Origin of the sequence: Streptomyces sp. NRRL F-2580 (genome assembly GCF_000720115.1) — a bacterium.
GTDB lineage: Bacteria > Actinomycetota > Actinomycetes > Streptomycetales > Streptomycetaceae > Streptomyces.
Genome location: NZ_JOIR01000019.1, coordinates 19711 through 46023 on the forward strand (window position 1 = coordinate 19711; position 26313 = coordinate 46023).

The 26313-nt window shown below is 73.4% G+C and carries 17 protein-coding genes; 5 read left to right on the top strand and 12 right to left on the bottom strand.

Going from position 1 to position 26313, the window contains the following annotated elements:
- Nucleotides 1–2: 2 nt before the first annotated feature.
- Nucleotides 3–806, top strand: a complete 804-nt coding sequence (locus IF88_RS0122010; RefSeq protein ID WP_030715028.1) for a glycosyltransferase family 2 protein — start codon at nt 3–5, stop codon at nt 804–806.
- Here the strand turns inward: IF88_RS0122010 and IF88_RS0122015 are convergent.
- Together IF88_RS0122015 and IF88_RS0122020 are read right to left on the bottom strand one after the other, a co-directional pair.
- Nucleotides 803–1786 (bottom strand): glycosyltransferase, encoded by a 984-nt coding sequence (locus tag IF88_RS0122015; RefSeq protein WP_078893043.1) that lies wholly within the window; start codon nt 1784–1786, stop codon nt 803–805. The genes IF88_RS0122010 and IF88_RS0122015 overlap by 4 nt on opposite strands.
- Nucleotides 1720–3753, bottom strand: a complete 2034-nt coding sequence (locus tag IF88_RS0122020; protein WP_078893055.1) for an O-antigen ligase family protein — start codon at nt 3751–3753, stop codon at nt 1720–1722. Before IF88_RS0122020 ends, IF88_RS0122015 begins: the two co-directional genes overlap by 67 nt.
- A 62-nt stretch (nt 3754–3815) precedes the next feature.
- Between IF88_RS0122020 and IF88_RS0122025 the strand changes: the two genes are divergently transcribed.
- The gene (locus IF88_RS0122025; RefSeq protein ID WP_158754503.1) at nt 3816–4598 is read left to right on the top strand and encodes a hypothetical protein; all 783 of its coding nucleotides are present in this window, start codon (nt 3816–3818) and stop codon (nt 4596–4598) included.
- On the opposite strand, the gene IF88_RS0122030 is transcribed toward IF88_RS0122025, so the two are convergent.
- From IF88_RS0122030 to IF88_RS0122060, 7 genes are read right to left on the bottom strand one after another with little or no spacing between them, the layout of a single operon-like run.
- Nucleotides 4511–5560, bottom strand: coding sequence for a glycosyltransferase (locus IF88_RS0122030; protein WP_030715045.1), 1050 nt, complete (start codon nt 5558–5560; stop codon nt 4511–4513). The genes IF88_RS0122025 and IF88_RS0122030 overlap by 88 nt on opposite strands.
- Entirely contained in the window at nt 5557–8862 is a 3306-nt protein-coding gene (locus IF88_RS0122035) for a DUF4082 domain-containing protein (RefSeq protein ID WP_051837311.1), read from the bottom strand. Before IF88_RS0122035 ends, IF88_RS0122030 begins: the two co-directional genes overlap by 4 nt.
- Before the next feature lie 34 nt (nt 8863–8896).
- Nucleotides 8897–10012 (bottom strand): DegT/DnrJ/EryC1/StrS family aminotransferase, encoded by a 1116-nt coding sequence (locus IF88_RS0122040; RefSeq protein WP_030715049.1) that lies wholly within the window; start codon nt 10010–10012, stop codon nt 8897–8899.
- Entirely contained in the window at nt 10009–10776 is a 768-nt protein-coding gene (locus tag IF88_RS0122045; protein WP_051837319.1) for a NeuD/PglB/VioB family sugar acetyltransferase, read from the bottom strand. The genes IF88_RS0122040 and IF88_RS0122045 overlap by 4 nt, the downstream gene beginning before the upstream one ends.
- On the bottom strand, nt 10773–11930 hold the full coding sequence (locus IF88_RS0122050; protein WP_030715053.1) for a DegT/DnrJ/EryC1/StrS family aminotransferase: 1158 nt from the start codon (nt 11928–11930) through the stop codon (nt 10773–10775). Before IF88_RS0122050 ends, IF88_RS0122045 begins: the two co-directional genes overlap by 4 nt.
- Complete coding sequence (locus tag IF88_RS0122055; protein ID WP_051837321.1) at nt 11927–12973, bottom strand: NAD-dependent epimerase/dehydratase family protein; 1047 nt, start codon at nt 12971–12973, stop codon at nt 11927–11929. Before IF88_RS0122055 ends, IF88_RS0122050 begins: the two co-directional genes overlap by 4 nt.
- A gap of 56 nt (nt 12974–13029) precedes the next feature.
- Nucleotides 13030–14121 (bottom strand): Gfo/Idh/MocA family protein, encoded by a 1092-nt coding sequence (locus tag IF88_RS0122060; protein ID WP_234323640.1) that lies wholly within the window; start codon nt 14119–14121, stop codon nt 13030–13032.
- Between the two features lie 327 nt (nt 14122–14448).
- Here IF88_RS0122060 and IF88_RS0122065 point away from each other — a divergent pair, with 327 nt between their 5' ends.
- From IF88_RS0122065 to IF88_RS0122075, 3 genes are all read left to right on the top strand, one after another.
- The gene (locus tag IF88_RS0122065; RefSeq protein WP_037806626.1) at nt 14449–15381 is read left to right on the top strand and encodes a glycosyltransferase; all 933 of its coding nucleotides are present in this window, start codon (nt 14449–14451) and stop codon (nt 15379–15381) included.
- Nucleotides 15382–15503: 122 nt separating this feature from the next.
- Nucleotides 15504–16859, top strand: a complete 1356-nt coding sequence (locus IF88_RS0122070) for an MFS transporter (protein WP_051837323.1) — start codon at nt 15504–15506, stop codon at nt 16857–16859.
- Between the two features lie 10 nt (nt 16860–16869).
- Complete coding sequence (locus IF88_RS0122075; RefSeq protein WP_030715070.1) at nt 16870–17889, top strand: hypothetical protein; 1020 nt, start codon at nt 16870–16872, stop codon at nt 17887–17889.
- 74 nt (nt 17890–17963) lie between these two features.
- Here the strand turns inward: IF88_RS0122075 and IF88_RS0122080 are convergent, their stop codons facing one another.
- Genes IF88_RS0122080 through IF88_RS0122090 form a run of 3 tightly spaced genes read right to left on the bottom strand, consistent with a single transcriptional unit; the run spans nt 17964 to nt 26312 of the window.
- A complete protein-coding gene (locus IF88_RS0122080; RefSeq protein ID WP_030715073.1) occupies nt 17964–18809 on the bottom strand; it encodes an alpha/beta fold hydrolase in 846 nt (281 codons plus the stop codon).
- 14 nt (nt 18810–18823) lie between these two features.
- Nucleotides 18824–19987 carry an acyl-CoA dehydrogenase family protein gene (locus IF88_RS0122085; protein WP_078893044.1) on the bottom strand — a complete coding sequence of 388 codons (1164 nt, stop codon included), beginning with the start codon at nt 19985–19987 and terminating at the stop codon, nt 18824–18826.
- A 1-nt stretch (nt 19988) separates the two neighbouring features.
- Nucleotides 19989–26312, bottom strand: coding sequence for a type I polyketide synthase (locus tag IF88_RS0122090; protein WP_030715081.1), 6324 nt, complete (start codon nt 26310–26312; stop codon nt 19989–19991).
- Nucleotide 26313: the final 1 nt, after the last annotated feature.

The window sequence follows — 26313 nt, forward strand, 5'->3', positions numbered from 1 at the left end:
TCATGATGCGCCGGATCGCGCGGGCCCCCTGGGAGCTGCTCAAGCGGGCCTTCGGCTGGCTGGTGCTCTTCGAGGCCAGGAACAAGCTCCTGCTGGCCCCCTCCGCCCTGCGGCTGCGGCGCTTCGAGGACGCCGAGACCACCCGCCTCGCCGCCGTCCTGGGCCGCCCCCCGGCCGCCCTGGTCGCCACGGTGATCGCCACCCACCGGCGCCCCGAGGCGCTGCGCGCGGCGGTCCGCTCGGCGCTGGAGCAGACCGTCACCGACCAGGTGGTCATCGTCGTCGACGACGGCGCGGGCCTGCCCGAACTGCCCGAAGACCCACGGCTGTTCGCGGTGTCCCTGGCCCGCAACACGGCGACCGCCGGAGTCGTGCGCAACGTGGGGATCCGGCTGACCGGCTCGCGCTACGTGGCCTTCCTCGACGACGACAACCTGTGGGAGCCCGACCACCTGGAGCAGGCCCTGGCGGTCCTGGAAACCTCCGGCGGCCCCGACGCCGTCTACACGGCGCTGCGCCGGGTGCTGCCCGACGGCACCGAACGGGACGTCCTGTCGGTGCCCTTCGACCGCCGCCGCGCCGCCCACGAGGCCTTCCTGGACACCAATGCCTTCGTGGCGCGCCGCACCCGGTCCCTGTACTTCAGCCGGCTGCGGCGCACCCCCGAGGTGCTGCCCCGCGAGGACTGGGAGCTCGTCCGCCGCTACGCCCGCCGCCACGAGGTGCGCCACCTGCCCCGCCCCACCGTCCGCTACCTGGTCAACCCGGAGAGCTTCTACACCGCCTGGGACGGCCACACCCCCTAAGGCCCGGGGGTGGTGCGCAGCGCGGACGGGCTGGCCAGGGCGCGGGCGGCCGCCAGGCTGGCGGGGCGGCCGAGGACCGCCCGCGAGGACTCCCGCAGCAGGACCGCCGCCCGGAACACGGCCGTCGCCGCGGCCCCGTGCCGGCGCCCGTAGAGCCGCACCCGGTTGAGCGTCAGCAGGGTCCACAGGCGCGGCGAGACCTGCGAGTCCCCGCCGAGATGGGTGGCCGAGGCCGCCGGCTCCAGCCGCGTGACGAAACCGAGGTCCCGGGCCCGCAGGCAGTACTCCGTCTCCTCCGAGTACAGGAAGAAGGACTCGTCCCAGGCCCCGCAGGCGTCCAGGCACTCCCGGGACAGGGCCATCAGCGCGCCCGTGGCCCAGTCCGCGACCGTCGCCCGCTCGTACGCGGCCGGGTCGGTGACCAGCTCGCTCCAGCGCGGGAAGCGCCCCGCCCGGCGGTTGCCGATCACCGCCTCGCCGAGCGCCCGGGTCACGCGCGACTCGCGGCGCAGCGAGTGCAGCAGCGTGCGGCCGTCCTCCTCGCACAGCAGCGGGACGCTGATCCCGACCCGGCCGCCGCCGGGCGCCGCGGCGCCCAGCGCGTCCAGGAGCAGCGCGGCGCAGCCCCGCCGCATCCGGACGTCCGGATTGCACACCAGGGCCGCCCGGAAGCCGCCCTCCCACGCGGCGGCGGCCCCGAGGGCGGCGTTCACCCCGGCCGCGTACCCGGCGTTGCGGCCGGTCTGGACGACCGTCGCCTCCGGAGCCAGGGAGCCGATCAGGTCGACGGTGTCGTCGGCCGAGTCGTTGTCGGCGACGACCAGGCGCCAGTCGAGCCCGGCCATGCCCTCCGGCAGCGAGGCGAGGAACTCCGGCAGCACCGGAGCACTGTTCCAGGTGACGACGACGACGGCTACCGGACCGGAGCCGGCGCCGGCGCCGGGGAGGGGCTGAGGGGAGACGGGTCGGCGGGAAGACATGGGAACTCCACGGATCGGGGCTTCGGCGCCGCGCGCCGGATGAAGCCGAGGTAGCTGCCCCCGGCGGCGATCGTCAGGAAGAACATCCCGGCGAACATCGGGAAGCTGAGTGCGTCGAAGGTGGCGCTGACGACCAGGGCGACGACGGCGGAGGCGAAGAAGGCCTGCCCGAGCTCCCGGTCGGACTCGCCGACGGCCAGCCGGCGGATCGCCCCGCCCTGGTGGATGCCGGTGAAGAAGAGGAACAGGAGCGCGAACAGCCCCAGGAAGCCCATCTCGGCGAGGGTCAGCATGTACTGGTTGTCGGTGAAGAAGTACAGCTCGGGGATGAAGGTGCCCAGACCCCGCCCCACGAACGGGCGCTCGTCCAGGTAGGGGACGATCGCGCTGTACTTGACCGTACGGGCCTGGGTACTGCTGTCGGAGTTCGTCAGGAACGACGCGAACAGCGCGGTGATGGTGCCGATCAGCCCGGGGATGATCACCTTGAAGCAGGCCACCGCGCCCAGCAGCACGCCGATCGCGCTCCACCTGCGCTGCGGCTTCCAGCGCGGCACCATCACCAGGATCACGAGCAGCGCCCCGATGATCGAGGTGCGCGACACCGTCAGCGGCAGCGCCCCGCCCATCAGCACCACCGGCCCCCAGCGGCGCCACGCCCGCAGGTGCCGGCGTACCGGATCGAAGGCCTGCTGCACGGCGAAGGGCAGCAGCAGCGCCAGCATCCCGCCGAACTCCAGCGGCTGCGCCGTGGTGGACCGGGGTCGGGTGAACGCCCCGCGGTCCAGGGTCGTGATCTGCGGGACGCTCGACTGCAGCCCGGGGATGCCGATGCTGTCGGCGATGTTGGTCGCGGTGAAGAAGTCGTAGAACCCCACGGCGGCCACGATCGTCCCCATCACCACCGCCCGGCGCAGCAGTACGTCCAGGCGCGAGCGGTCCTGGATGCCCGCGGAGACCAGCACCACCAGCGACACCCACACCAGCAGGGCGATCAGCCCGCGGTCCGCGCCGAGCAGCTCCTTGCGCACGCTCCCGCGGCCCGCGTTCGCGATGTAGGAGGCCAGCACCGACACGGCCAGCAGCCACATGGCCACCCGCGGCAGCCGGGTCCCGGGCGCCGGCCGGATCCGGCCGGTGAGCCAGGTCGCCAGGTACCAGAACAGGGCCAGCAGGGCGAACACGTTGGCCGGGGTGCCCACCCCGCCCAGGCCCGGCAGCGTCAGGTTCGACGGGATGAAGAAGGCCAGCGCCAGATAGCCGGTGAGCAGCGCGGTGGCGTCCACGTGGCGGCCCCGGGTCCGGCGGCGGCCGGCCTTCCCGCGCGCGGCGGCCTCGGCCGCGCTCTCGCGCCTGCGGCGGCGGGCCGCCAGCAGGGCGTCGGCCACGAAGGAGAGGGTGAACCCGCCGCCGGCGCCGAGGATGAGGACCCCCAGCACCTGCTGGTAGCGGCTCTTGAGCTGCGGCACCGGGGTCTGCGGCAGCACCACGGGCGCGGTCTGCACGAAGTAGGCGGGCTGGACCTTGGCCGCCGCCTGGAGCGCGTTGAGCTGCTCACCGGCGAAGGCCGTCAGCGTGTTCGTCTCCTCCAGGACCCTTCCCCGGTCGGTGCCCGTGACCGTCATCGTCAGCAGCGGGCCCGAGGTGTTCGCGGCGAACCCGACCGTGTACGGATCGGTCACGCCCAGGCTGTGCAGATCGCGGGCGGCATCGGCCCCGGACAGCGTCCTGATCAGCACGTCCGCCGTCACGACCAGGCTGCCGCCCGCGTTGGATATGGGGTTGCCGAAGGCGGGCGGCAGCTGCGAGGCCGCGTTGGAGTCGAGCAGCGCCACCGAGCTCTGCGACTGGTACGCCACCGGCACCGACCGGTACAGGTGGAGCGCGGCCAGCACGCTGAGCAGGATCGCCGGCACGATCACGTACCAGCGACGGCGCAGCACCGCGCCCAGTTCACGAATGCTCACGAACACCCCTGCCGGGTAGCGGATTTGATGGCGGACCTACCCGGGCCCTGCAAGGATCGGTCATGAAGGAAAGGAACCCCGTGTCGCCTGGTGAGTTGGTCCGTGCGCTGCGTCGGCGCTGGTACGTCCTGGTCGTGGCGGTGCTGCTCGGGGCCGCCGGAGCGGCGGCGGTGCTGCGGCCCGAACCGGTCTACTTCAGCTCGGCGATCGTGGTGCTCAAGCCGCCGGTGACCAGCACCCAGCCGAACCAGCTCGCGAACCTCCAGCCGCCGCTCGCCGCCGTCTCGTACGGGGTGGTGCAACAGCTGGACTCGCCCGCCGGAGCGGCCGAGCTCACGGCCGAGGGGGTCACCGGCACCTACCGGATGACACCGCGCAACAGCGGCACCAGCGTCACCCCGCGGCACCTGATCCCCTCGCTCCAGATCCAGGTGGAGCACGCCGACCCCGCTGCGGCCGACGCCTCCGTACGGAAGATCATCGAGGTCTACACCCGGCACCTGAACGATCTCCAGACGCAGCAGAACATCCCGGCCGGGGCACGGATGAGCGTGGACCTGCTGGTGCAGCCGCACGCGGTCGCGCGGACCGGAGACCGGATGCGCGCCCTCGCCGGAGTGGCCCTGCTGGCGGCGGTCGGCGGCGTGGCGGCGACCCTGTGGACCGACCAGCTCCTGACACGCCGGAACCGGCGCCGGCGCGAGCGCGCCGACGCCGGTCCGCAGGACCCGCCGGGGGAACCGGTGGAGACGGGACATCAGATCCCTCGGCGCTTCCAGGACCGCCACCACAGCCACTCGCGCCCCCTGTCGGCCACGGCCGACAGCACCAGCGGCTGCAGGTAGGGCATGACGCGCACGCCGATGCGCCGACGCCTGCGCAGCGCCCGGTACTCGGCCAGCGAGGTGTAGCGGCCGGGCAGGCACTCGGCGGCGAACTCCACCAGTTCGTCCACGGGTACCACCGCCGTGCGCCCCCGGTCGTACGCCCGGTAGGCGCGCCGCAGTGCGTACCGGGCGAGCCGGGTGCGCGCAGCCAGCGCCAGCTGGTCGGCACCCGGCAGCAGGTCGGCGCACTTGTCGAGCACCGAGTCGAAGGCGACCAGGCGCTGGCGCAGGTCATCGAGCTGCCCACCGAAGTCCGTGGTGGACATGTTGTTGCCGTGGACCCGGTAGAAGGCCTGGTCGGCCCCCTGGACGTAGCCCACGTCGGCGTGGGCCGCGAGCCGCATCCACATCTCGATGTCACCGGCGTGCGGCAGCTCCGGATCGTAGCCGCCGACCTTGCGCTGGAGACCGGTGCGGACGACCACCTCGGGTGAGGTGATGCATCCGGTGCCCTCCCGGAACCGCCGGTCCAGCCACCACCGACCGGGGTAGACGACCGACCCCGTGCTGTGGGTGCGGGCCGCGGGCAGCGGGCCGCCGTGCCGGAAGCGCAGCGGCCGGCCGTAGGCGAAACCGGCCTCCGGATGCGCGTCGAGCAGGGCGGCGGCGCGCACCAGCGCCCCGGGGACCAGCCGGTCGTCGGCCGAGAGCAGGGCCACGTAGTCCCCGTCGGCCCACTCCAGCAGGCCCTCGTTGTAAGTGGCGATGTGACCCCGGTTCTGCTCGTGGACCCGGACCTCGATCCGCGGGTCGGCGGCCGCGAGGGCGCGCGCGACGTCCGCGGAGTCGTCGGGGGACGCGTCGTCGATGATCAGCACCCGGACGTCGACGCCCTCCTGCTCGTCCAGGACGCTCTTGACGCAGTCGGCCAGGAAGTGGCCGTACTTGTAGCAGGGGATCACCACGCTGACCGTGCTCACTGGCCGGCCACCTCCGTGGAGCCGTCCGACTGGAGGCCGTTCGGCGGGGTGGTGGTGAAGAGCGGGCCGACCCAGTAGTTCACGGAACCGAAGGTGTTCGTGGGGAACGTGGTGCTCGCGCCGTACTTGTAGAGGCCGTTGGCGCCGCCCGTTCCGTCGGCCGGTGCGACCAGCGGGTAGGAGCGGTGCGCTCCGGTGAAGTAGCCGCCGTCCACGGAGTAGTTGCCGTTCGGCGCGTGGTAGGAGGCCACGTACGAGGTGCCGGCCGTGACGGGCACCGGGGTGGCGAACTTGAGCTGCTGCCAGCCGGTCAGGGTCTCGCTGCCGAAGGTGCCGGTGGCGAGGAGCGCGCCGTCGGCGGCCCAGAGGCTGCCGGTGTGGCCGCCGGTGTTGCCGGGGCCCTTGTAGAAGGTGATACCGGTGACGTAGCCGTTCACCGCGGACTGGAAGCGGGTGCCCAGTTCCACGGAGTTGGCGTCGTCCACCACGTTGGTGGTGCTCGGCGTGGCGGTGTTCGGCCACAGGCCGCATGGGCAGTTGACGGCGGGCGGGTTGGGACTGGTGGTGAAGTTCCACGTGACCGGCGCGGTCATCGCGTTGCCCCACAGGTCGCTCGCCTGGACCGACAGGGTGTACGTCGAATTCAGGGCCAGTTCGCTGGAGGGCGTGAAGGTCGCGCTGTTGGCCGCGCCCATCACCTTCGTACCCGGGATGTTGGCGCCCCCGGCGTCCTTCAGCGTGAACACCAGGGTCTCGGAGTCGACGGCCGTGGAGAAGGTCGCCGTCGCCGAGGCCGTGATCTGGGTGCCGGTCGCCGCGGACTGCGGGGAGGTGGAGGTGACGGTGGGCGGTGTGGTGCTCGCGGCCGAGGTGTCCAGGACCGCGTCGACCCAGTAGTTGCTGCCGCTCGCCGCCGTGTTCGGGAAGCCGCCCGTCGCGCTGTAGCGGTAGACGCCGTTGCCGCCGTCGGTACCGCTCTTGAGCGCGGTCAGGGGGGCGAGACCCGCGGAGCCGGAGGCGAAGGTGTTGTCGAAGGAGTACCCGCCGTGCGGGGCGAAGTACGAGGCGATGTAGGTGGTGTTCGCCTTGACCGGCACCGGAGTGGCGAAGTTCAGCTGCTGCCAGCCCGAGGCCGTCTCGTTGGTGAAGGTGCCCGTGGCCAGGCGCTGACCGGTGGCGCTCCACAGGCTGCCGGTGTGCGTGCCCGTGTTGGCCGGGGACTTGTAGAAGCGGACTCCCGTGATCGAACCGGCCGCCGTGGTACGGACCTTCACGCCCAGCTCCACCGCGCTGCCGTCACCCGCGTTGACGGTCCCCGGTACCGCGGCCGCGGGCCAGACGGTGCAGGGGCACTGCTGGGGGCCGACGGTCAGCGGCACCGTGGTGACGGCGCCGATGTTGACGCTGTCGTCCACCGCGCGGACCTTGATCTGCACGGAGCCGGGAGCGGTCGGCGTCCAGGTGTAGCTCCAGGAGCCCACGCCGTTGGTCGCCTTCCAGGTGGTTCCGCCGTCCGTGGAGACCTCCACGCGGGCCACCACGCCGCCACCGCTGTCGGCCGCCGTGCCGGTGACGGTGACGGGCCGCAGGGCCGGCACGGTCGCGCCGGACGCGGGGCTCGTCACGGTGACGGTCGGCCCGGTGGCGTCGGTGGACGCGGTGGCCGGGACCAGGTCGCCCTGCAGACTCTTGGGCTGCACCCCCATGTCCGCGAAGACGTTGACGGTGGCCTGTTGCATCCGCTTGTCCTCGGTGACCACCGTGTCGTCCGGGTTGCCCGTCGGCATGTTGGTCAGACCCCACGACCACTGCACCGTGCCGGTGCCGAAGACCAGGGCGTGCGAGGTCTGGTCGCGGAAGGCCACCAGGCTGTGCGTCGCGGTGCCGTTCCCGTAGGTGTTGCCGTAGTCCAGCCGGTACTTGCCGTCCTCGATGTCCACGGTGGTGGACGACATCTTGATCTGCCCCGGCGGCCGCGCCGCGTCCTCGATGTCGGAGTCCCACTCGTAGCCGAGCGTTCCGGTCGGGAAGGTCGCGGTCTGCGAGGGCGTCAGGTTCGCGACGGTGGTGTTGCGCCACAGCCGCATCCTGGCGAACGCACCCGGCACGGTGATCGCGTCCGACCGGTAGCCGTTCACCGTGAACAGCGTTCCGGTCAGCTGGTTCTGGGGCTGGTACGGACGCCCGTTGGTGGCGCTGGCCGGGTCCATGAAGGTGCCCGTCCAGGTGCCGCTCGGGTCGGGGACGCCGTTGGGCACCGGGAAGGAGAGCTTGGTCTCCTTGTAGCAGACCAGGGTCCGGTGGGCGGTGTTGGCGCCGTCGATGCTCGGCGCCAGCCGGGTCTTCCAGAAGATCTCGTTCCCGGCGAAGTACGTCTGGTGCTGACCGGCGCGCCGGGCGTTCAGGGCGTTGGTGAACTGCTCCTGCGTCCAGTACTCGTCGTGCCCGGAGGACATGAACACCTTGTGGTTCTGCATGAGGGAGGCGCCGCGCACCGACATGTCGATCCCGGACATGTAGCTGAGGTCGTAGCCGTTGCGCTCCAGCCACGAGATCATCTGGTACTCGGAGCCGTAGATCCCGTTCTCCCCGCCGATGTCCATCGGCCGGTTGTAACTCACCTCGTACGCACGCCCGTCCGGTGCGGGACCGCCGCCGTCGTAGAGGTCCTGGCCGCCGTAGTTGTTGTACGCCTGCCAGGTCTGGTCGCTCGTCTGCACCAGGATGTCGGAGTGGCTGGAGTCGTTGCGGACGACGAACGGGTACGGCATCAGGCCGTTGCCGTCCGCCTGGTCGAAGTTGGCGATGTACAGGCCGGAGACGGCGTTGGACGGCACGCTCCACGTCGCCGTCACGGGCCAGTTGCCGCAGTCGACCAGGCCGGTCGAGGCCTTGGTCGTGCAGCTCTTCGGATTGCCGCCCTGGGCGAAGTTGGCCGGGTAGGTCTGGGCGGCCTGGGCCTCCGTCGACAGCAGCCGGGCGCCGTCGCCCCCGTAGTAGCCCAGCCGGTAGACCGAGACGCGGTAAGGGGAGGGGGACTGGACCTTGAACTGCACGGTGTCGCCGGCCTGGACGCTCATCTGGGCGCTGAAGCCCTTGATGTCGCCCCAGGCGCTGGGCGCGAACCACTCCGACATCGGCGTGCCCGGCTTGGAGTTCTCGCAGACGACGGCGTTCGACGTCGGACCGCAGGGGTCTGCGGCACCGGCCACCGAGGCCGGTGAGAGAACCGTGGCCACCAGGGCGGCGACCACGGTGAAAAGACCGTACCGGAACCGGAGCAGCCTTCTCCGCTTGTTCATCTGTACCTCATTTGTTTGCGTGAACCGGCAGGCGTCAGCGCAGGGCGCCGATGAGCGCGTCCACGACCCGCTGCTGCTGGGCGGCGGTGATCTGCGGGAAGAGGGGCAGGGAGAGCATCCGGTCCGCAGCCTCCTCGGCGTGCGGGAAGGCGCCGCGGCCGTGCCCGAGGTGGGCGAAGGCCGGGGTCAGGTGGACCGGGGCCGGGTAGTGCACGCCCGCGCCGATGCCCTCCGCGTTGAGCTTGCCGACGACGGCGTCGCGGTCCGCTCCGGCGACCCGTACGACGTACAGGTGCCACACGTGGACGTTGCCCTCCGCCGTGACCGGCAGGGTCACCCGGCCGGCCGCCGCGAGCTCGCCGAGGAGGCCGTCGTAGCGGACGGCCGCCGCCCGGCGGGCCGCGTTGCCCTCCGCCAGCCGGGCCAGCTTCGCCCGCAGCACCACGGCCTGCAGGCCGTCCAGCCGGCTGTTGAAACCGGCCACGTCGTGCCGGTACTTGGCGACGCCGCCGTGGTTGGCCAGGGCCCGGACCAGGTCCGCGCTCTCCTCGTCGTCGGTCACCACCGCGCCCGCGTCGCCGTACGCGCCCAGGTTCTTGCCCGGGTAGAAGCTGGTCGCGGCGATCCCGCCGCTGCCGGGGGAGCGCCCGTCACGGGTCGCACCCTGGCTCTGCGCGGCGTCCTCGACGATCCGCACGTGCGCCGGCAGCTGCGCGGTCAGCTCCGCGGTGGCGGCACACTGCCCGTAGAGGTGGACCGGGACCACCGCGCGGGTGGCCTTGCCGACCGCGTCCAGCGCGGCCCGCGGGTCCATCAGCAGCGTGTCGGGAAGGCAGTCGACCAGCACCGGCCGGGCACCGATCCGGGCGACGGCGCCGGCGGTGGCGATGAAGGTGTTCGCGGGCAGCACCACCTCGTCGCCCACCCCCACCCCACTGGCCCGCAGCGCCAGTTCGAGGGCGTCGGTGCCGTTGGCGACGCCCACGCAGTGCCCCACCCCGGCGAACTCGGCGTACTCGCGCTCGAACGCGCGGACCTCCTCGCCGCCGATGAACGCGGTGTTCGCGAGGACCCGGTCGAATCCGGCCCGTAATTCCCCGGCGACCTCGGCGTGCGCCGCCTTCAGGTCCACGAGCGGTATCTGGTTCATGCGACTGGGCTCTCCATCCGTGTCCCCGGCCGGCGGCCGGTCATCTCCCCATCGGTCCGCAGCTCGTCGAGCGCCGGGGCGTCCGCGGCGCGCAGCCGACGGGCCGGGCTCCCGGCCCACACCTCGCCGGCCGGCACGTCGGCCAGGACCGTGCTTCCCATACCGGTCAGCGACCAGGCGCCGACCGTCGTGTACTCGCGGACCAGCGAGCCCGCCCCCACATAGGCCCCCCGGCCCAGCCGCACCCCGCCGCCGAGGCGCACCCCCGAGGCGAGCGTGGCGAAGTCCCCGACCGCGTCGTCGTGGGTGAGGACCACCTGCGGCATCACCGCCACGTGCGACCCCACCCGGACGGCGGCCGTCAGCACGCAGTGCGCGAGGAGCACGGAGCCGGCGCCGAGCACCGAGGACCCCGACACCGCCGCCGTGGGGTGGACCACGGTCGCGTAGCGGTTCACGGGCAGCCCCAGCCGCCGCACGAGGCGGGCCCGTACGGCGTAGTCGCGCGGGCTGCCCACGCAGACCACCACCCGGGCGGACCGCAGCTCGTGCACCCGGTCGCTGCCGCCGAGGACCGGCACCCCGTCCACGTCCCGCCCCGCCAGGGCCGGGTCGTCGTCGAGGTGCCCGGCGAGCCGCCACCGCGGCGGGAGGCCCCGCGCCGCGTCGGCGGCGGCCACGTCCCGGACCGCCTGCGCGGTCTCCCGGGCGAACCCGCCCGCGCCGACGATCAGCAGGTCCTCGGTGTGCCGCGGCCCGTTCATCCGCCGGCCTGTTCCCGCAGCACCGTCACCACCCGGTCCTGCTCGGCTTCGGTCATGGTGTGGAACAGCGGCAGGATCAGCGAGTCGCGGCTGATCCGCTCGGTCACCGGCAGCGCCGCCGCCCCGTGCCCGGCGTACGCCGGCTCCAGGTGCGAGGCCATGATCCCGCGCCGGGCCGAGACACCCGCCTCGGAGAGCGCCGCGAGCAGCGCGTCCCGGCCGACCGGGAAGTCCTGGGCCGGCAGCACCCAGTACGACTGGAAGTTGCCCTGGCCGTGAGCCGGGTCCCGGACCGGGGTGATCCCCGGCACCTCGCGCAGCAGCTCCTCGTACCGGGCGGCCAGCGCCCGGCGCCGGGCGACGATCGCGTCCAGCTTGCCGAGCTGCACCAGGCCGACCGCGGCCTGGATGTCGGTCATCCGGTAGTTGTAGCCGACCTCCAGGTAGCTCTCCACGATCGGCTTGCTGCTCGCGTGCCGCTGCGCCGCGGACACGTTCATCCCGTGCTCGCGCAGCCGGCGCAGCCGCTCCGCCCATTGCGCGTCGTCCGTGGTCAGCATGCCGCCCTCGCCGGTGGTGATCACCTTGCGGGGGTGGAAGGACCAGGCGGCGAGCAGCGCGCCGTGGCCCACCGACTTGCCGCCGACCGTCGCGCCGATGCCGCAGGCGGCGTCCTCCACCAGGGCGAGGTCCCAGTCGGCGCACGCCGTCCGCAGCGCGTGCACGTCCGCGGGCACCCCGCCCTGGTGGACGGCGAGCACCGCCTTCGTACGGGGCGTGCGGACCGCGTCCACGGTGGCCGGGGTGAGGTTGCCGGTGGCCTCCTCGACGTCCGCGAACACCGGCCGCGCCCCCACGTAGCGGACCGCGTTGGCCGTGGCGATGAAGGACAGCGAGGGGACGATCACCTCGTCGCCCGGGCCCAGGTCCAATGCGACGAGGGCCAGGTGCAGGGCGGTCGTGCAGGAACTCACCGCGATGCCGTGCTCGGCGCCCACCCGCTCCGCGAAGGCCCGCTCGAACTCGGCGACCCGGGGGCCCTGGGCCACCCAGCCCGAGAGCACGGCGTCGGCCGCGGCCTTCGCCTCCTCCTCGCCCAGCCACGGCACCATGACCGGGATGCGGGCGGGCGGTACGGGATCCTGCGCGCTCATCGGCCGGCCTCCCCGGCCGCGGTGTCGGCCGCCGCCGCTGCCGCTGCCGCTGCCGCTGCCGCTGCCGCCGCGGCGTCGGCGGCGCGCTCGGCCCGCCACCAGTCCACCAGGTCCCGCAGCCCGCTGCGCAGGTCGATCCCGGCGGTGAAGCCGAGCCGCTCCGCGGCCTGCGCGGTGTCCGCGAGCCGGCGGGTCACGCCGTTCACGGCGCGGGCCGGACCGTGCTCCGGCACCAGGCCGTCCGCGCCCATCGCCTCCAGCAGGCCGTTCGCCAGCTCCAGCAGGCTGGTCTCGGTCCCGCTCGCGATGTTGAACACCTCGTCGGTCAGGTCCGATTCGGCGGCCAGCAGGTTGGCGCGCGCGATGTCCCGCACGTCGACGAAGTCCATGGTCTGGAGGCCGTCCCCGAGGATCAGCGGCGGCTCGCCCGAGGCGATGCGCTCCATCCAGCGGATCAGCACCTCGGTGTACAGCCCGTGGATGTCCATCCGCGGCCCGTACACGTTGAAGTAGCGCAGGGCGACGTAGTCCAGCCCGTACATGGAGTGGAAGCTGCGCAGCATCCCCTCGTTGAACGCCTTCGCGGCGCCGTAGAAGGTGTCGTTGTTGTACGGGTGGTGGCGCTCGGTGGTCGGGAACTGCTCGGCCAGCCCGTAGACCGAGGCCGAGGACGAGGCGATCACCTTGCCGACCCCGGCGGCGGCCGCCGCCTCCAGCACGTTGAACGTGCCGTCCACCATCACCTCGTTCGCCAGCCGCGGCTCCTCCGCGCACTGGGTGATCCGGATGGCCGCCAGGTGGAACACCAGCTCGGCGCCCTCCGTCACCTTGCGCACCGCGGCCAGGTCGCGGATGTCCCCCTCGACGACCTCCACCACGCCGCTCGGCAGGGCGCGGGCCAGGTTGGCGGTCCGCCCCCGCACGAAGTTGTCGAGCACCACGACCTCGCGTGCCCCGTTGTCCAGCAGCAGGTCCACCAGGTGCGAGCCGATGGTGCCCGCTCCGCCGGTGACCAGAATCCTCTTGCCTCGTACGCTGCTCAACGCCCTGCCCCCACTGAGTCGTTCATCGTCTTTCGTGTCACTGACCCGCGAATGGGTCAGCGACCGGTGCGCAGTCCGACGACCGCGCCCTTGAACTCCAGGCTCCGTGAGGCCGCTTCCAGGATGTCCAGCACCTTCAGGCCCGCCCGTCCGTCGGTCAGCGCCGGCCGCCCCGAGCCGATCGCCGCGGCGAACTCCTCGACCATGCTGCGCAGCGCCTCCTTCTCGCCGATGGCGGGCGCCACCATGTCGCCGGTCCGGTAGGAGACGAGCATGTCGCGGCGCTCGTCCGCGCCGATCTCCTGCGGGGTGCTCAGCTCCACGCCGCGGTCGAACACGGCCACGCGCTGGGAGGGGTTGAGGTCGTCCCACACCAGGGTGCGCTTGGACCCGCCGACCATGGTGGTGCGGACCTTCGTCGGGGACAGCCAGTTGACGTGCACGTGCGCGATGGCACCGGTGCTCAGCTGGAGGGTCAGATAGGCCACGCAGGACTGTCCGGCCCCGATCGGGTCGGCTCCGTGCGCGGCGACGGCGACGGGCCGGACGTGGTCCGGGAGGATGAAGTCGAGGACCGACAGGTCGTGCGGGGCCAGGTCCCACAGGACGTCGATGTCCTTCTGGACGAGCCCCAGGTTGATCCGTACCGAGTCGACGAAGTGGATCTCGCCGAGTTCGCCGGAGCGGACCATCTCCCGGATGCGGCCCACCGCCGGGGTGTAGCAGTACGTGTGGTCGCACATCAGCGTGAGTCCGCGTTCCTCGGCCTCGTTGACGAGCCGCAGCCCGTCCTCGTACGTGGCGGCGAGGGGCTTCTCCACCAGGACGTGCTTGCCGGCGCGCAGGGCGGCCAGGGCGACGTCCAGGTGCGTTCCGGCCGGGGTGGCCACGGCGACCGCGTCCACGGCCGGATCGGCGAGGACCGCCGCGTAGTCCGAGGTCGCCTGGACGGTGGAGTAGCCGCCGAGCACCTGCCGGGCCCGGTCGGCGTTCAGATCGCAGAGCCAGCGCAGCCGGAACTGCGGACTGGACTGGAAGTTGCGCACGAGATTGGGGCCCCAGTAGCCCGCACCGACCACGGCGACGCCTAACGGCTCCGCCGCACCGGCGGCCTTCGCGCCGGTGTCCTTCACAGTGTTGGGCTTCACAGCGTTCCCCTTCCTTCCACGCACGCCGACCGGCGTGCCGACGACTCATGGCCGGGGCGCGTGGGATGAAGGGGGAAAGCCGTCGAGGGCAGGCCGGACGCCTGCGCGACCCGTGCGTGACCTGCTCAACGGTGATGGCCCCCCACAACCGATGCTTTGCGTGTTCCGCGTACTACCCCCCGGCCGGCTGCATGTTCCCCCAGGCAGCCGAACCCGTACCTCCTGCCGAAACCGCTCGGCGCCGCTCAATCTAGTCCACCGGGCTTACCCCCGGGCAGAGTTGAAGGAATCGCCTGGCTCGGGTGTTCGACCGTGCATACTGCCCGGGTGACCAGCATCGTGATACCGGCCCACAACGAGGGCCGGGTCATCGGCCGGCTCCTGGACGCGCTCCTGGCCGACGCCGACGCCGACTCCGACCCCCGCACCGACCCCCCCGTCGGTACCCGCATCGGCACTCCCGCCGGCGCCGACGCGTCGGCGGACGGACCCGACATCGTCGTGGTGTGCAACGGCTGTACGGACGACACCGCCCGGGTGGCGGCCGCGCGCGGCTCCCGGGTGCGGGTCGTGGAGATCCCGACTCCCTCCAAACACACGGCACTGCGGGTCGGGGACGAGCACGCGCGGGGCTTCCCCCGCCTCTACGTGGACGCCGACGTCGTCGTCGGGGCCGCCGACGTCCGGGCCCTGACCGGCGCGCTCGCCGGGAGCCCCGGCCTGCTCGCCGCCGCCCCCGGCCGTGACATCCCGCTGTCCGGCTGCGCCTGGCCGGTCCGGGCGTACTACCGGGTGTGGCAGCGGCTCCCGGCCGTCCGCGAGGGCCTGTTCGGGCGGGGGGTCATCGCGGTGACCGAGCCGGGGCACGCGCGGATCGCCGCACTGCCCCCGCTGATGGCCGACGACCTGGCCGCGTCCCTCGCCTTCGGGCCGGGGGAGCGGTGCGTGGTCGAGGCGGCCCGGGTCGTCGTGCACCCGCCGCGCACCTGGTCCGACCTGGTGCGGCGGCGGATCCGCGCGGCGACCTCCTCCGCCGAGTTCGAGCGCTTCCAGGTCTCGCAACGGGCCGGTGCGGCCGCGCCGTCCGCCCGTACGGGCACGTCCGACCTGCGCGCCCTCCTCCGGGAGCAGCCGCGGCTCCTGCCCGGGGTGCTGGTCTTCGTGGTGGCCGCGCTCGCCGCCCGCAGGGGGTCCCGCAAGGCCATCCGGAACCAGGACTTCTCCACCTGGCTGCGGGACGAGAGCAGCCGGCAGAGCTGACCGGGGCGATCGGGGCGTCCGGCCGAACCGAGCCGTACGCCCCACCGTTGGCCCGTACAACCATTAGGGTTTCACCCGCACGTTCGAGTCACTCGGACCGTCGGCACCAGGAGCTCCAGAGCATGTACCTCGTGGACCGCTCCACGCCCCCGCCCTCGCCCTCGCCCGAGGACACGCAGACCGCGCCGGACGGCAGACGCTTACGGGCCCGCGCCGTCGGTCCGGCCGTGCTGGCCCTCGGCACGGTCAGCCTGATCACCGACGTCTCCTCGGAGATGGTCACGGCCGTCCTGCCCCTCTACCTGATCGCGGGGCTGGGCCTGAGCCCGCTCGGCTTCGGCGCGCTCGACGGCCTCTACAACGGAGTCAGCGCCCTGGTGCAGCTGACCGGCGGCCACCTCGCCGACCGGGTCCGCAACCACAAACTGATCGCCGGCATCGGCTACGGCCTCTCCGCCCTGTGCAAGCCGCTGTTGCTCTTCGCCCACGGCCTCGGACCGATCAGCGTGATCCTCGCGCTGGAACGCACCGGCAAGGGCCTGCGCACCGCCCCGCGCGACGCCATGATCTCCCTGTCCACCCCTGCGGACGCACAAGGCCGCGCCTTCGGCGTGCACCGGGCCATGGACACCACCGGGGCGCTGCTCGGCCCGCTCGCCGCGTTCCTCGTCCTGAGCGTCGCGGTCGACGGCTACGACGCGGTCTTCGGCGTCAGCGCATGCGTCGCGGTGCTCGGTGTCGTCGTGCTCGTGCTGTTCGTCCCGTCCGGCGGCGACGGGGCCCCGCCCCGGCGGGCCGGCGGCCACGGCGCGGCGGCCCGCCCGGACCCCGTACGGCTGCGCGACGCGGCGGCCCTGCTGCGGCTGCCCCGGCTGCGCGCCCTGGCGCTCTGCGCCGTGCTGCTGGGCCTCACCACTGTCAGCGACGCCTTCGTCTACCTGCTGTTGCAGCGCCGCACCGGCATCGGCGACCAGTGGTTCCCGCTCCTGCCGCTGGGCACGGCGGCGGTGTTCCTGCTGCTGGCCGTCCCCGCCGGGAGCCTCGCCGACCGGATCGGCCGGCGCACCGTGTTCCTGACCGGGCACGGCCTCCTGCTGGCCGGGTACGGGCTGCTGCTGTGGGCCCCCGACCGGCCGCCGCTGCCCTATCTCGTCCTCGCGCTGCACGGCATGTTCTACGCCGCCACCGACGGGGTGCTGCCCGCCGCCGTGGCCGCCACCGTCCCCGGGCGGCTGCGCGCCACCGGCCTGGCCGTGGTCGGCACCGGCCAGGCGCTCGCCCGCTTCGGCTGCTCGCTGGCCTTCGGCGGGGCGTGGAGCCTCTGGGGCACCGGCCCGGCGCTCGGCGCCGCGGCTGCCGGGCTGCTGTGCTGCGCGGCGGTCGCCGGATTCGTCCTGCGTCCCGAGGGGCCCGGCGGCGCCCCCGCCGACACGCCCGCCGACGCGCCCGTCCTTCCCGACCCGACCCGAAGCCCGTGAGGCCCCCCGTATGACGCTGTCGTTGTCACGCCGCCTGCTCGTCCTCGCGGTGGCGGTGCTGCTGCTCGGGGGCCTCGCCGCCGTGCTGGTGGTACGCGCCGCCGACCGCGCCGACCGGCCGGGGACGGGCGGCCCGGAGATCGCCGCGGGCGGCGTCACGCTCACCCGGCAGGGCGAACTGCTCCTCCTCAACAGCGGACAGGGCCCCCACCGCGGAGCCCTCGCCTCGGTCCCGGCCGGTGCGCCGCAGTCCGCGCGCACCGCCTCCGCCCTCGACTGCCAGCGCTTCCACGCCGCCGCGGGCACCGGCGTGTGCCTGCGCTCCTCCCCGGGCGCGCTCGCTCAGGACAACAAGGCCCTGATCGTCGACGCCGACCTGCGCACGGTGCGCAGCCTGCCGCTCGCGGGCACTCCGAGCCGCGCCCGCGTCTCGCCCAGCGGCCGGTTCGCCGCCTGGACCGTCTTCGTCTCGGGCGAGTCCTACGGCTCCGCGTTCTTCTCCACCCGGACCGCGATCCTGGACACGCGCACCGGGAAGCTCGAATCCAGCCTGGAGGAGTTCGCCCTCTCCATGGACGGCCGGGACTACCGCGCCCAGGACGTGAACTTCTGGGGCGTCACCTTCTCCAAGGACGACGACACCTTCTACGCCACCCTCGCCACCGCCGGCCGGACCCATCTGGTCAGGGGGTCGATCTCCCGCCGTACCGTCACCACCCTGGCGCAGAACGTCGAATGCCCGTCCCTGTCGCCGGACGAGACCCGCGTCGCGTACAAGAAGCGGGTGCGGCCCGGAGCCACGCTGTGGCGCGAACACGTCATGGACCTGGGTACGCTCCGCGAGCACGCGCTCGCCGAGAAGCGCAGCGTGGACGACCAGGCCGCCTGGCTCGACGACCGGACCCTCGCCTACGCCCTGCCCACCGACGGGGCCGCCGACAGCACGGACCTGTGGACCGTGCCCGCCGACGGCACCGGCGCCCCCCGGCTGCTGGCCTCCGGCGCCTCCTCCCCGTCCAGCCCGCGGTGACTGGCCCGCGCACGGGCCCGCGCACGGGCTCGTCACCCCGGGCCCGTCACCCCGGGCCCGTCACCCCGGGTCGGTCAGGCCCGGTCCACGAAGGTCCTGACCCGTTCGACGAGCGAGGCGTGGTCCCGGATCCACCCGTAGTGCCGGCTGCCCCGCACCCCGTCGCCGAGGACCAGCTCCCAGTGCGTCACCCGCGCGCTCGTGAGCTTGTCGCTGAGCCCCCGCACCCCGGCGGGCGGGGCCATGCCGTCGCCCTTGACGGTCACCGCGAGCACCGGCAGGTCCAGCTTGGCCAGCCAGGGCTCGAAGTCCACCGGGGAGGACGGCACGTCGTAGCGGCCCGTCCGGACCTGGGTGGCCATGTCCCGCAGGATCTGCGCGGAGTCGTTGCCCAGCACTCCGATGCGCCGGCCGGGGAAGTACCCGTACGCCGAGGAGAACGCGGCCACGAGCTGGAATCCCGCGAGCATCCCCAGACTCCGCGGGAACGGCCAGCCGCGGTAGTGGCAGGACGGGGCGCCCACCAGGACCGCGCCCGCGGCCATGTGCGGCTCCTGGCTGAGGTAGAGCGTGCCGAGCTGCCCCCCGAGGCTGTGCCCCAGGAGGTGGCGCGGCGCTCCCGGGAAGGCGTCGGCGACCGTGCGGAACAGCGCGGGGAAGTCGTACGCCACGATCTCGTGGTAGCCGTAGCGCACCCCGCGCCCCGGTCGGACGGAACTGGTCCCCTGCCCCCGCAGCTCACCGACGGCCACCTGGAACCCGGCCCCGGCGAGGGCTTCCGCCAGGGGGGTGTAGGAGACGGCCCTGGTGCCCATGGCGGGCATGCACACCAGCACGGGAGCCGACGGCTCGTCGGGCCTGCGGTACAGCCGGACGTCGGCCGTGGCGCCGTCGTCGGCGCGCACGGTCTCCGTGGTCACTTCTGTGGACGGAATTACAGGCCTCCCTCGCTCGTGGCCATCCTGCGCATCTCCCGGAACACGTTCAACAGCTGGATCTCGCTGGACCCTTCGAAGATCGTGAGGGCGCGCGCGTCGCGCCAGCGCTTCTCCACCCCGTAGTCGGCGGCGATGCCGCGCCAGCCGTACAGCTGCAGGATCTCGTTCGACGCGCGCACGGCCAGCTCCGTCGCGGCGTACTTCGCCATGGAGCTCTCCCTGCCGAACGGCAGCCCCTGATCGGCGAGGGCCGTGGCCTCCTCCAGGAGCCCCCGCGCCGCGCAGAGCTCCACGTACAGCCGCCCCAGGGTCAGCTGCACGTGGCTCAGGGTGTCCATGCGGTCGTCCGGGTACACCCGGCGCTCGCCCACCCACGTCAGCGCGTCCGTGAGCATGGCGGCCACGAGCCCGGTGCCGCACGCGGCCCCGCCGATGCGGATGGTCGCGAGGAGCTCGTTCAGCAGGAACTCGCCGTCGCCGGCCCGTCCGATCAGGCTGACCGGCTCCAGGGCCACGTCCCGGAAGGTGACCGAGGGCGTGGGAAGGCAGCGGAAGGCCGCCTTCTCGATGTCCTCGCTCACCGTCACACCAGGAGCATCGCGCGGGACGGCGAAGAACGACAGACCGCGTTTGCGGTTGTCCATCACCGTGTTGGCCAGGACGAGGAACACGTCGGCGACGGTCCCGTTGCCGGACATGCACTTGCCGCCGTTGAGCAGCCAGCCCGAGTCGGTCCGCACGGCGCGGGTGGTGGCCGCCAGCAGGTTCGAGCCGTTCTCGGGCTCGGTGAGCCCGAGCGCCGCGTACCCGTTGTCCTTCAGGAGCCGGGTGACGAAGAGCTCCTTCTGCTCCGGGGTGCCGGCGGCGACCACGGGATGCAGGGCTCCGCGGTTGAACACCAGCGTCCAGGTCATCCCGGGGCAGACCGCCGACAGCTCGGCGATGCCCTCGGCGAACTCGGTGTACGAGAGCCCGGCGCCGCCCAGTTCCTCGGGGAAGGCCGCGTTGAGGATGCCCTGCGCCGCCGCCCGTTCGTGGATCGGGACGGGGAACGTCCGCTCCTCGTCGTAGTGGCGTACGTGCGGTGCCATCACCTCAGCGGCAAACGTGCGGAATATCTGCTTCCACTCTGATCGACTGCGCGATTCTTCCACGACCATCCTAAGAAACGGTGATGACGAACTTGCCGATGTTGTCCCGGTTCCGGAGCCGGGTGATCGCCTGCGGGGCGTCCTCGAGAGCGAAGACCCCACCCACGGCGGGACGGAACACGCCCGCGTCGATCAGCTCGACGAGGCGGTCCATCAGGGGCCGGAGCCTGGACGGATCACGCGCCAGCGCACCGACGTTCACCGTGCAGAACGAGCGGCTGCTCATGAACAGGTCCCGGCCGTTCACGGCCAGGTCGAGCACTCCCGCCGCCCCGATCTCTATGAAGCGGCCCCCCGACCGCAGCAGGGCGAGGCCCTTGCCCACGGCGTCCCCGGAGAGGGAGTCGACGATGAGGTCGAGCCCCTGGTCGGGGGTGATCTCCCGGACCGCGTCGGCGAAGTCCGCCTCCGCGTAGTTGATCGGGTGCTGGACGCCCAGCGCCCGCAGGTGGTCCAGCTTGGCCTCGGTGCTCGCCGTACCGAACACGGTCGCGCCGTGGTGCAGCGCCAGCTGCACGCACGCCGTGCCCGTCGCCCCGGCCGCGGCCTGGACGAGCACCCGGTCGCCCGGGTCCACGCGCGCCTCGCGCTCCAGGCACGCGATGGCGGTGAGCCCGCTGATCAGCATGGCCACCGCGTCGGTGAAGGAGACACCGGCGGGCAGCGGAGCCACCGTGTACGCCTCCGTCGTCACGCGGGCCGCGTAACCCCCCTGCGGGGTGAGCGCGATGACCGCGTCGCCGGGCCGGACGTGCTCGACCGCGTCACCCACCGCGTGCACGACACCGGCCACCTCGTGCCCGGGGACGAACGGCGGGCTGGAGAGGAACGGGTGGAAGCCGGTGGAGGCCAGGACGTCGATGAAGTTGACGCCGATCGCGTGCACGTCGATGACGACCTCGCCCGGCGCGGGCTTGCGCACGGGCACGTCCTGCAGACGCATGTCGAGCCCGGACGGGGTCGCGACGACGGTGTAGCCGCGGACGGTGCTGTGGCGCTCCGCCTCGTCCAGTGTGATCTCCTGCGCGCTCGGCGCCACCTCGTGCCGGGAATCCTCCTCGGAATCCTCCTGGGGCTCCGCCGTCCCGAGCAGGCCGTCCAGATGGAGCCCGACGGCGTCCACCGTACGGTGGTTGAACATGAACGTCGCCGGCAGTTCGAGCCCGAAGTGGGCCCCGATCCTGCGGGTGATGGAGACGGCGAGCAGCGAGTCGACCCCCAGGCGGTCGAAGCGGACCGACGTGTCGATCTCGCCCGGCGAGCGGCGCAGCGCACGGGCCAGCTCCGCCCGCACGAACCCGGCCGCGGAGCCCGCCGCGCCCGCCGGCCGCGCCCCGGCCCGGGCCCGCGGCGCCCCGGCCCCGCCGGAGCCGCGGTTGAAGCGGGCCACCAGCCCGTCCGCGACCTCGTCGCGCACGTCCAGGACCGCCAGCTGCGGGTGGGAGCCGGCCAGGGCGAGCAGGAACGCGCGCGCCCCCTCGTCCGGGGACATCGGGTGCAGGCCCGATTCGATCAGCCGGCGCTGGTACTTGGGGTCCGCGACCATCCCCAGCTCCGCCCACGGGCCCCAGTTGACCGTACGTACCGGTGTGCGCCGGCCGCGCCCGGTGCCGGTCAGCGCGTCGAGCGTGGCGTTGCCCGCCGCGTAGGCGCCCTGGCCCGGCGTCACGAACAGGCTGGCCATGGAGGAGAACAGGACGATGAAGTCCAGGTCCTCCGAGGCCACCGTGTCGATGAGGATCCGGGCGCCGAGCTCCTTCGGCCGCATGATCGCGTGCATGCGCTCGGGCGGGGTGGACTCGATCAGCGCGTCGTCCAGGATGCCCGCGGTGTGGATCACGCCGTGCAGAGCGCCGAACTGACGCAGCGTCCGGTCCAGGGCGCCCCGTACGGCGGCCGCGTCGGTCACGTCGGCCTGGAGGTAGAGCAGCCGTCCGCCGGCGGCGTCGACCGCCTCCTCCAGTCGCGGGTCGACCTCCTCCCGGCGTCCGGTGAGCACCACCCGGGCCCCCGCCTCGCGGGCGAGGGTGACCGCGAGCGTCGAACCCAGGCCGCCCTGGCCGCCCGTGATCCAGTAGACGCCGCCGGGCCTGAGGTCCGCCGGGACGGAGCCGGGCTCCACCGGGGTCAGGGACGGGATCGTGCGCTCCCCGTGCCGGTACCGGACGAGGAACGCGTCCGCCGGTACGGCGAGTTCCGCGACGACGTCACGGGCGAGCTCGCGCGTCGCCAGCTCGTCCGCCTCGATCCGGATCGCCCGCCCGGACCAGGTCACCGTCTCCTGTTCGAGGGCGCGCAGCAGCGGGGGCAGCGCCACGTCGCTGCTCACCAGCGCGAGCTCGCGGCGGGGCGCCGACCCGGTCCGCGCGGCGCAGCGCAGCAGCGCGAGGAAGGCCTCGCGCTCCGGCTCGACGACGAGCAGGCGCGCGGCCGCCGGCTGCGCCTCCAGGAACGCCGTGCCGTCCTCGCCCTCGGGCAGCGGCAGGACGGTGCAGTCGGCGCCGTTCCCGCGCAGCTCCTCCACCAGCGGCGCGCACCGCTGCGCGTCCCGGGTCAGGAGGACGAGCTGACGGGGGCGTTCGCCCGGTTCGGCGGGCCGGGCCCGCGGGCGTTCGTCCACGGCGAAGAACCGCAGGGAGTGCCGGGTGCGCATCCGCTTCAGCGACACACCGGTGAACTGCGCGAGGACCCGGCCCTCGGGGTCGAGGACCGCGACGTCGCAGTCGAAGGTGTCCGCGTCCTCTTCCTCGTCGAGTTCGCCCCGCAGCCGTACGTGGGCCAGGGCCGGACCGGACCACGGCGCGAAGACGTCGACGCGGCGGTAGCCGAAGCCGACGAAGGTGCCGTTGGCGCCGGCGTCGAAGGAGAGCCCGGCGATCGACTGCATCGCCCCGTCCGCGACGTCCGCGGGAAGTGGGCGGCCCAGGGTCCGCGACGAGGGCGGCGCGAGCTCGGTGAGCAGCTCCTTCTCGCCCAGCCACATCCCGGTCACCATCCGCATGCTGTCCCCGTACGACAGACCGGAGGCCGCGAGGTGCTCGTACAGGGCCTGCGGCTCGACCGGCCGGGGGCAGCGCCGCCGGATCTCGGACAGGTCGGCCGCGGGCGGCACGGGTCCGGTGGCCGACCACGAGGCGGAGACGTGCTCCTCCCACGCCGCGCCCGGCTCGTCCGCCGCGCGGCTCTCCACGGAGAGGTACGGCTCGTCCCCCGCGCGCGTCCGCCGGGAGACCCGTACGTGCCGGGACTCGCCCTCGGCGACCGCCAGCGAGTTGGTCACCAGGACGTCGTCGAGCCCGTACCCGCCCACCGGACCGGGGTTGAGCTCCTTCAGCGCGGCGTCGAGCATCCACGCGGCGGGCGCGATCGCCCGCTCCTGCACGCGGTGGTCGCGGATCACCGGCAGCGAGCCGGTGACCAGCGTCCCCTCCGCCTGCGGGCCCGGCGGCTCGATCCAGTGCTCCTGGCGCTGCCAGGGGTAGGCGGGCAACCGCGTGCCGGCCCGGGGCGCGCCGCCGTGGAAGGCACGCCAGTCGATCTCGCACCCGGCCTCGAACAGCGCGGCGACCGCCTCGTAGGGGGCGCGGTCGTCCATGCGCCGCATCGCCGGTACGGCGGCCACGGGACGGTCCTCGTCCTCCAGGCACTCGGTCACCGAGACCGACAGCAGCGGGTGCGGGCTCAGCTCCAGGAACACGCGGTGGCCGGCCACCCCGGCGCCGCGGACGGCGTCGGCGAACAGCACCGGCTCGCGCAGATTGCGCCACCAGTACTGCGCGGTCAGCCCGTTCGTGTCGAAGCGCTCCCCGGTGAGGGAGGAGTGGAAAGCGATGCCCGCGGGACGCGGCGACAGCCCGGAGAGCTCCGAGAGGAGGTCCTCCCGCAGGTCCTCCAGCAGGGCGCAGTGTGAGGCCACGTCCACCTTGACCCGGCGGCTGAAGACGCCCTTGGCGTCCATGGCGGCGACGAACGCGTCGACGGCCCCGGTCTCCCCGGAGACGATCGTGGTGGCCGGACCGTTGTGCGCGGCGAGCGACAGGCGCTCCCCGTACGGCTCCAGGGCCTTGCGCACGTCCGACACGGGCAGCGACACCAGCGCCATGGCGCCCTGCCCCCGGTGGCGCATCATCAGGGCGCTGCGGCGGCAGATGATCCGCGCCGCGTCCTCCAGGCGCAGCGCGCCCGAGACGTGGGCGGCCGCGACCTCGCCCATGCTGTGGCCGATGACCGCTGCGGGCCGCACGCCCCAGGATTGGAAGACGGCGGCCAGACCCACCTGCATCGCGAAGACCGCCGGCTGGACGACGTCGATCCGCTCCAGCAGCGGGGCGGCGTCCTCCTGCGTCAGGACCTCGCGCAGCGACCACGTGACGTGGGGCGCGAACGCCTGCTCGCAGCGTGAGACGGCCAGGTCGAAGGCGGGCTCGGAGGCGAGCAGGGCCCGGCCCATCCCGAGCCACTGGGCGCCCTGCCCGGGGAACACGAAGACGACGCCCGCGTCGTCCGGCACGTGGCGCTCGGCCGTGAACTCCTCCCGCAGCCGGGCGAGGAGCTCGTCCTTGTCCTTGAAGGCGAACGCGGCGCGGAACTCCCGCCCCCGCGGCCCGCCGCGGCCCCGCAGCAGCGTCGCCGCGGCCGTTCCCCGGCTCAGCTCGTCGCCGCTCAGCCCGCCGGCCCACGCCGCGTGGTCCGCGGCCTGCGCGCGCAGGGCCGCCTCGGTGCCCGCGGACAGGGCCAGCAGCCCGACGGGGTGCTCCGCGACGGCCACCGGCTCCGCCTGCGGGGCGGGGCCGAGGACCGCGTGCGCGTTGGTGCCGCCGAAGCCGAAGGAGCTCACCCCGACCACGCCGACCTCGTCGGGGGACTCCCAGCGCCGCAGCGAGGACTGCACGCGCAGCCCGAGTCCGCCGAAGTCGATGTCCGGGTTCGGCTCTTCGCAGTGCAGGGAGGCCGGCAGGGCCTTGTGCTCGAAGCTCAGGGCCAGCTTGATCAGGCCGGCGATGCCGGCCGCCGCCTCCAGGTGCCCGACGTTCGTCTTCACCGAACCGATCGCGCACGGCCGGTCCGCGGCGCGCCCCCGGCCCAGTACGTTCCCCAGCGCGGCGGCCTCGATCTGGTCGCCGATGGCCGTCCCCGTACCGTGGGCCTCGACGTAGCCGACCTCGGACGGTGCGACGCCCGCCTGGGCGAGCGCCCGGCGTACGACGTCCTCCTGCGCCTGACGGCTGGGGGCCAACAGCCCGTTGGTCCGCCCGTCGGAGGTCACCGCCGAGCCGCGGATCACCGCCGAGACGCGGTCGCCGTCACGCAGCGCCTCGCTCAGCGGCTTCAGTACGACGACGCCCGCGCCCTCGCTGCGCACGTAGCCGTCCGCCTGCGCGGAGAAGGCCTTGCAGCGCCCGTCGGGCGCCATGACGCCCGAGGCGTCGAAGGCCTCGGTGATCGCCGGGCTCAGGATCACGTTGACCCCGCCGACGATGGCGACGCCGCACTCACCGCGCCGGATCGCGTCGCAGGCGAGGTGGACGGCGACGAGGGACGAGGAGCAGGCCGTGTCGACCGTCAGGCTCGGTCCGCGCAGGTCCAGTACGTAGGAGAGCCGGTTGGCGGCGACGCTGGAGGCCCCGCCGAGCAGGGAGTAGGCGTCCGCCGACGGCGCGTTCGACAGCGCGTCGCGGTAGTCCGAGCTGGAGATGCCGACGAAGACGCCGGTGGGCGAACCGGCCAGGCCGTACGGGTCGATCCCGGCGTCCTCGACGGCCTCCCAGGCGACCTCCAGCATGAGTCGCTGCTGCGGATCGATCTTGGCGGCCTCGTGTTCGCTGATGCCGAAGAAATCGAGGTCCAGGCCGCCGACGCGGTCGAGGAAGCCGCCGAGGCCGGCGCGGTCCGTGCCGCTGTTCCCGCGGCCCCAGCGGGAGAACCGCTCGTCGGGGATCCGTCCGATGGCGTCCACGCCGTGTTCGAGGAGGTCCCAGAAGGCCTCCGGGCCGTCGGCCCCGGGGAACCTGCACCCCATGCCGATGATCGCGATCGGTTCGCCGGGCCGCGGCCCGGCGGCCGCGCGGCTCGGCGCGCTGCGGGCGGCCCGGTCGGGCCGCGTGCCCTGGAGGTGGTCCAGGATCTCCCTGAGCGTGGGATGTTCGTACGCGACCGTCGGCGAGACCTTCCGGCCCAGGCGGGCGCCGATCTCACCGGCGAGCGCGACCGCGTCGATCGAGGACAGGCCGTACGCGGCCAGCGGTTCGTGGGCCGAGATGTCGTCGCCCGAACCCATGTGGGCCAGCTCGGCGATGCGCCGGCGCAGCCAGGTTTCCAGCTCCGTGTCCGTCATG

Coding starts and splice junctions, on each gene's coding strand:
- IF88_RS0122010 (WP_030715028.1), top strand. CDS start 3: ATGATGCGCCGGATCGCGCGGGCCCCCTGGGAGCTGCTCAAGCGGGCC.
- IF88_RS0122015 (WP_078893043.1), bottom strand. CDS start 1,786: ATGTCTTCCCGCCGACCCGTCTCCCCTCAGCCCCTCCCCGGCGCCGGC.
- IF88_RS0122025 (WP_158754503.1), top strand. CDS start 3,816: ATGAAGGAAAGGAACCCCGTGTCGCCTGGTGAGTTGGTCCGTGCGCTG.
- IF88_RS0122035 (WP_051837311.1), bottom strand. CDS start 8,862: ATGAACAAGCGGAGAAGGCTGCTCCGGTTCCGGTACGGTCTTTTCACC.
- IF88_RS0122040 (WP_030715049.1), bottom strand. CDS start 10,012: ATGAACCAGATACCGCTCGTGGACCTGAAGGCGGCGCACGCCGAGGTC.
- IF88_RS0122045 (WP_051837319.1), bottom strand. CDS start 10,776: ATGAACGGGCCGCGGCACACCGAGGACCTGCTGATCGTCGGCGCGGGC.
- IF88_RS0122050 (WP_030715053.1), bottom strand. CDS start 11,930: ATGAGCGCGCAGGATCCCGTACCGCCCGCCCGCATCCCGGTCATGGTG.
- IF88_RS0122070 (WP_051837323.1), top strand. CDS start 15,504: ATGTACCTCGTGGACCGCTCCACGCCCCCGCCCTCGCCCTCGCCCGAG.
- IF88_RS0122075 (WP_030715070.1), top strand. CDS start 16,870: ATGACGCTGTCGTTGTCACGCCGCCTGCTCGTCCTCGCGGTGGCGGTG.
- IF88_RS0122085 (WP_078893044.1), bottom strand. CDS start 19,987: ATGGTCGTGGAAGAATCGCGCAGTCGATCAGAGTGGAAGCAGATATTC.
- IF88_RS0122090 (WP_030715081.1), bottom strand. CDS start 26,312: ATGACGGACACGGAGCTGGAAACCTGGCTGCGCCGGCGCATCGCCGAG.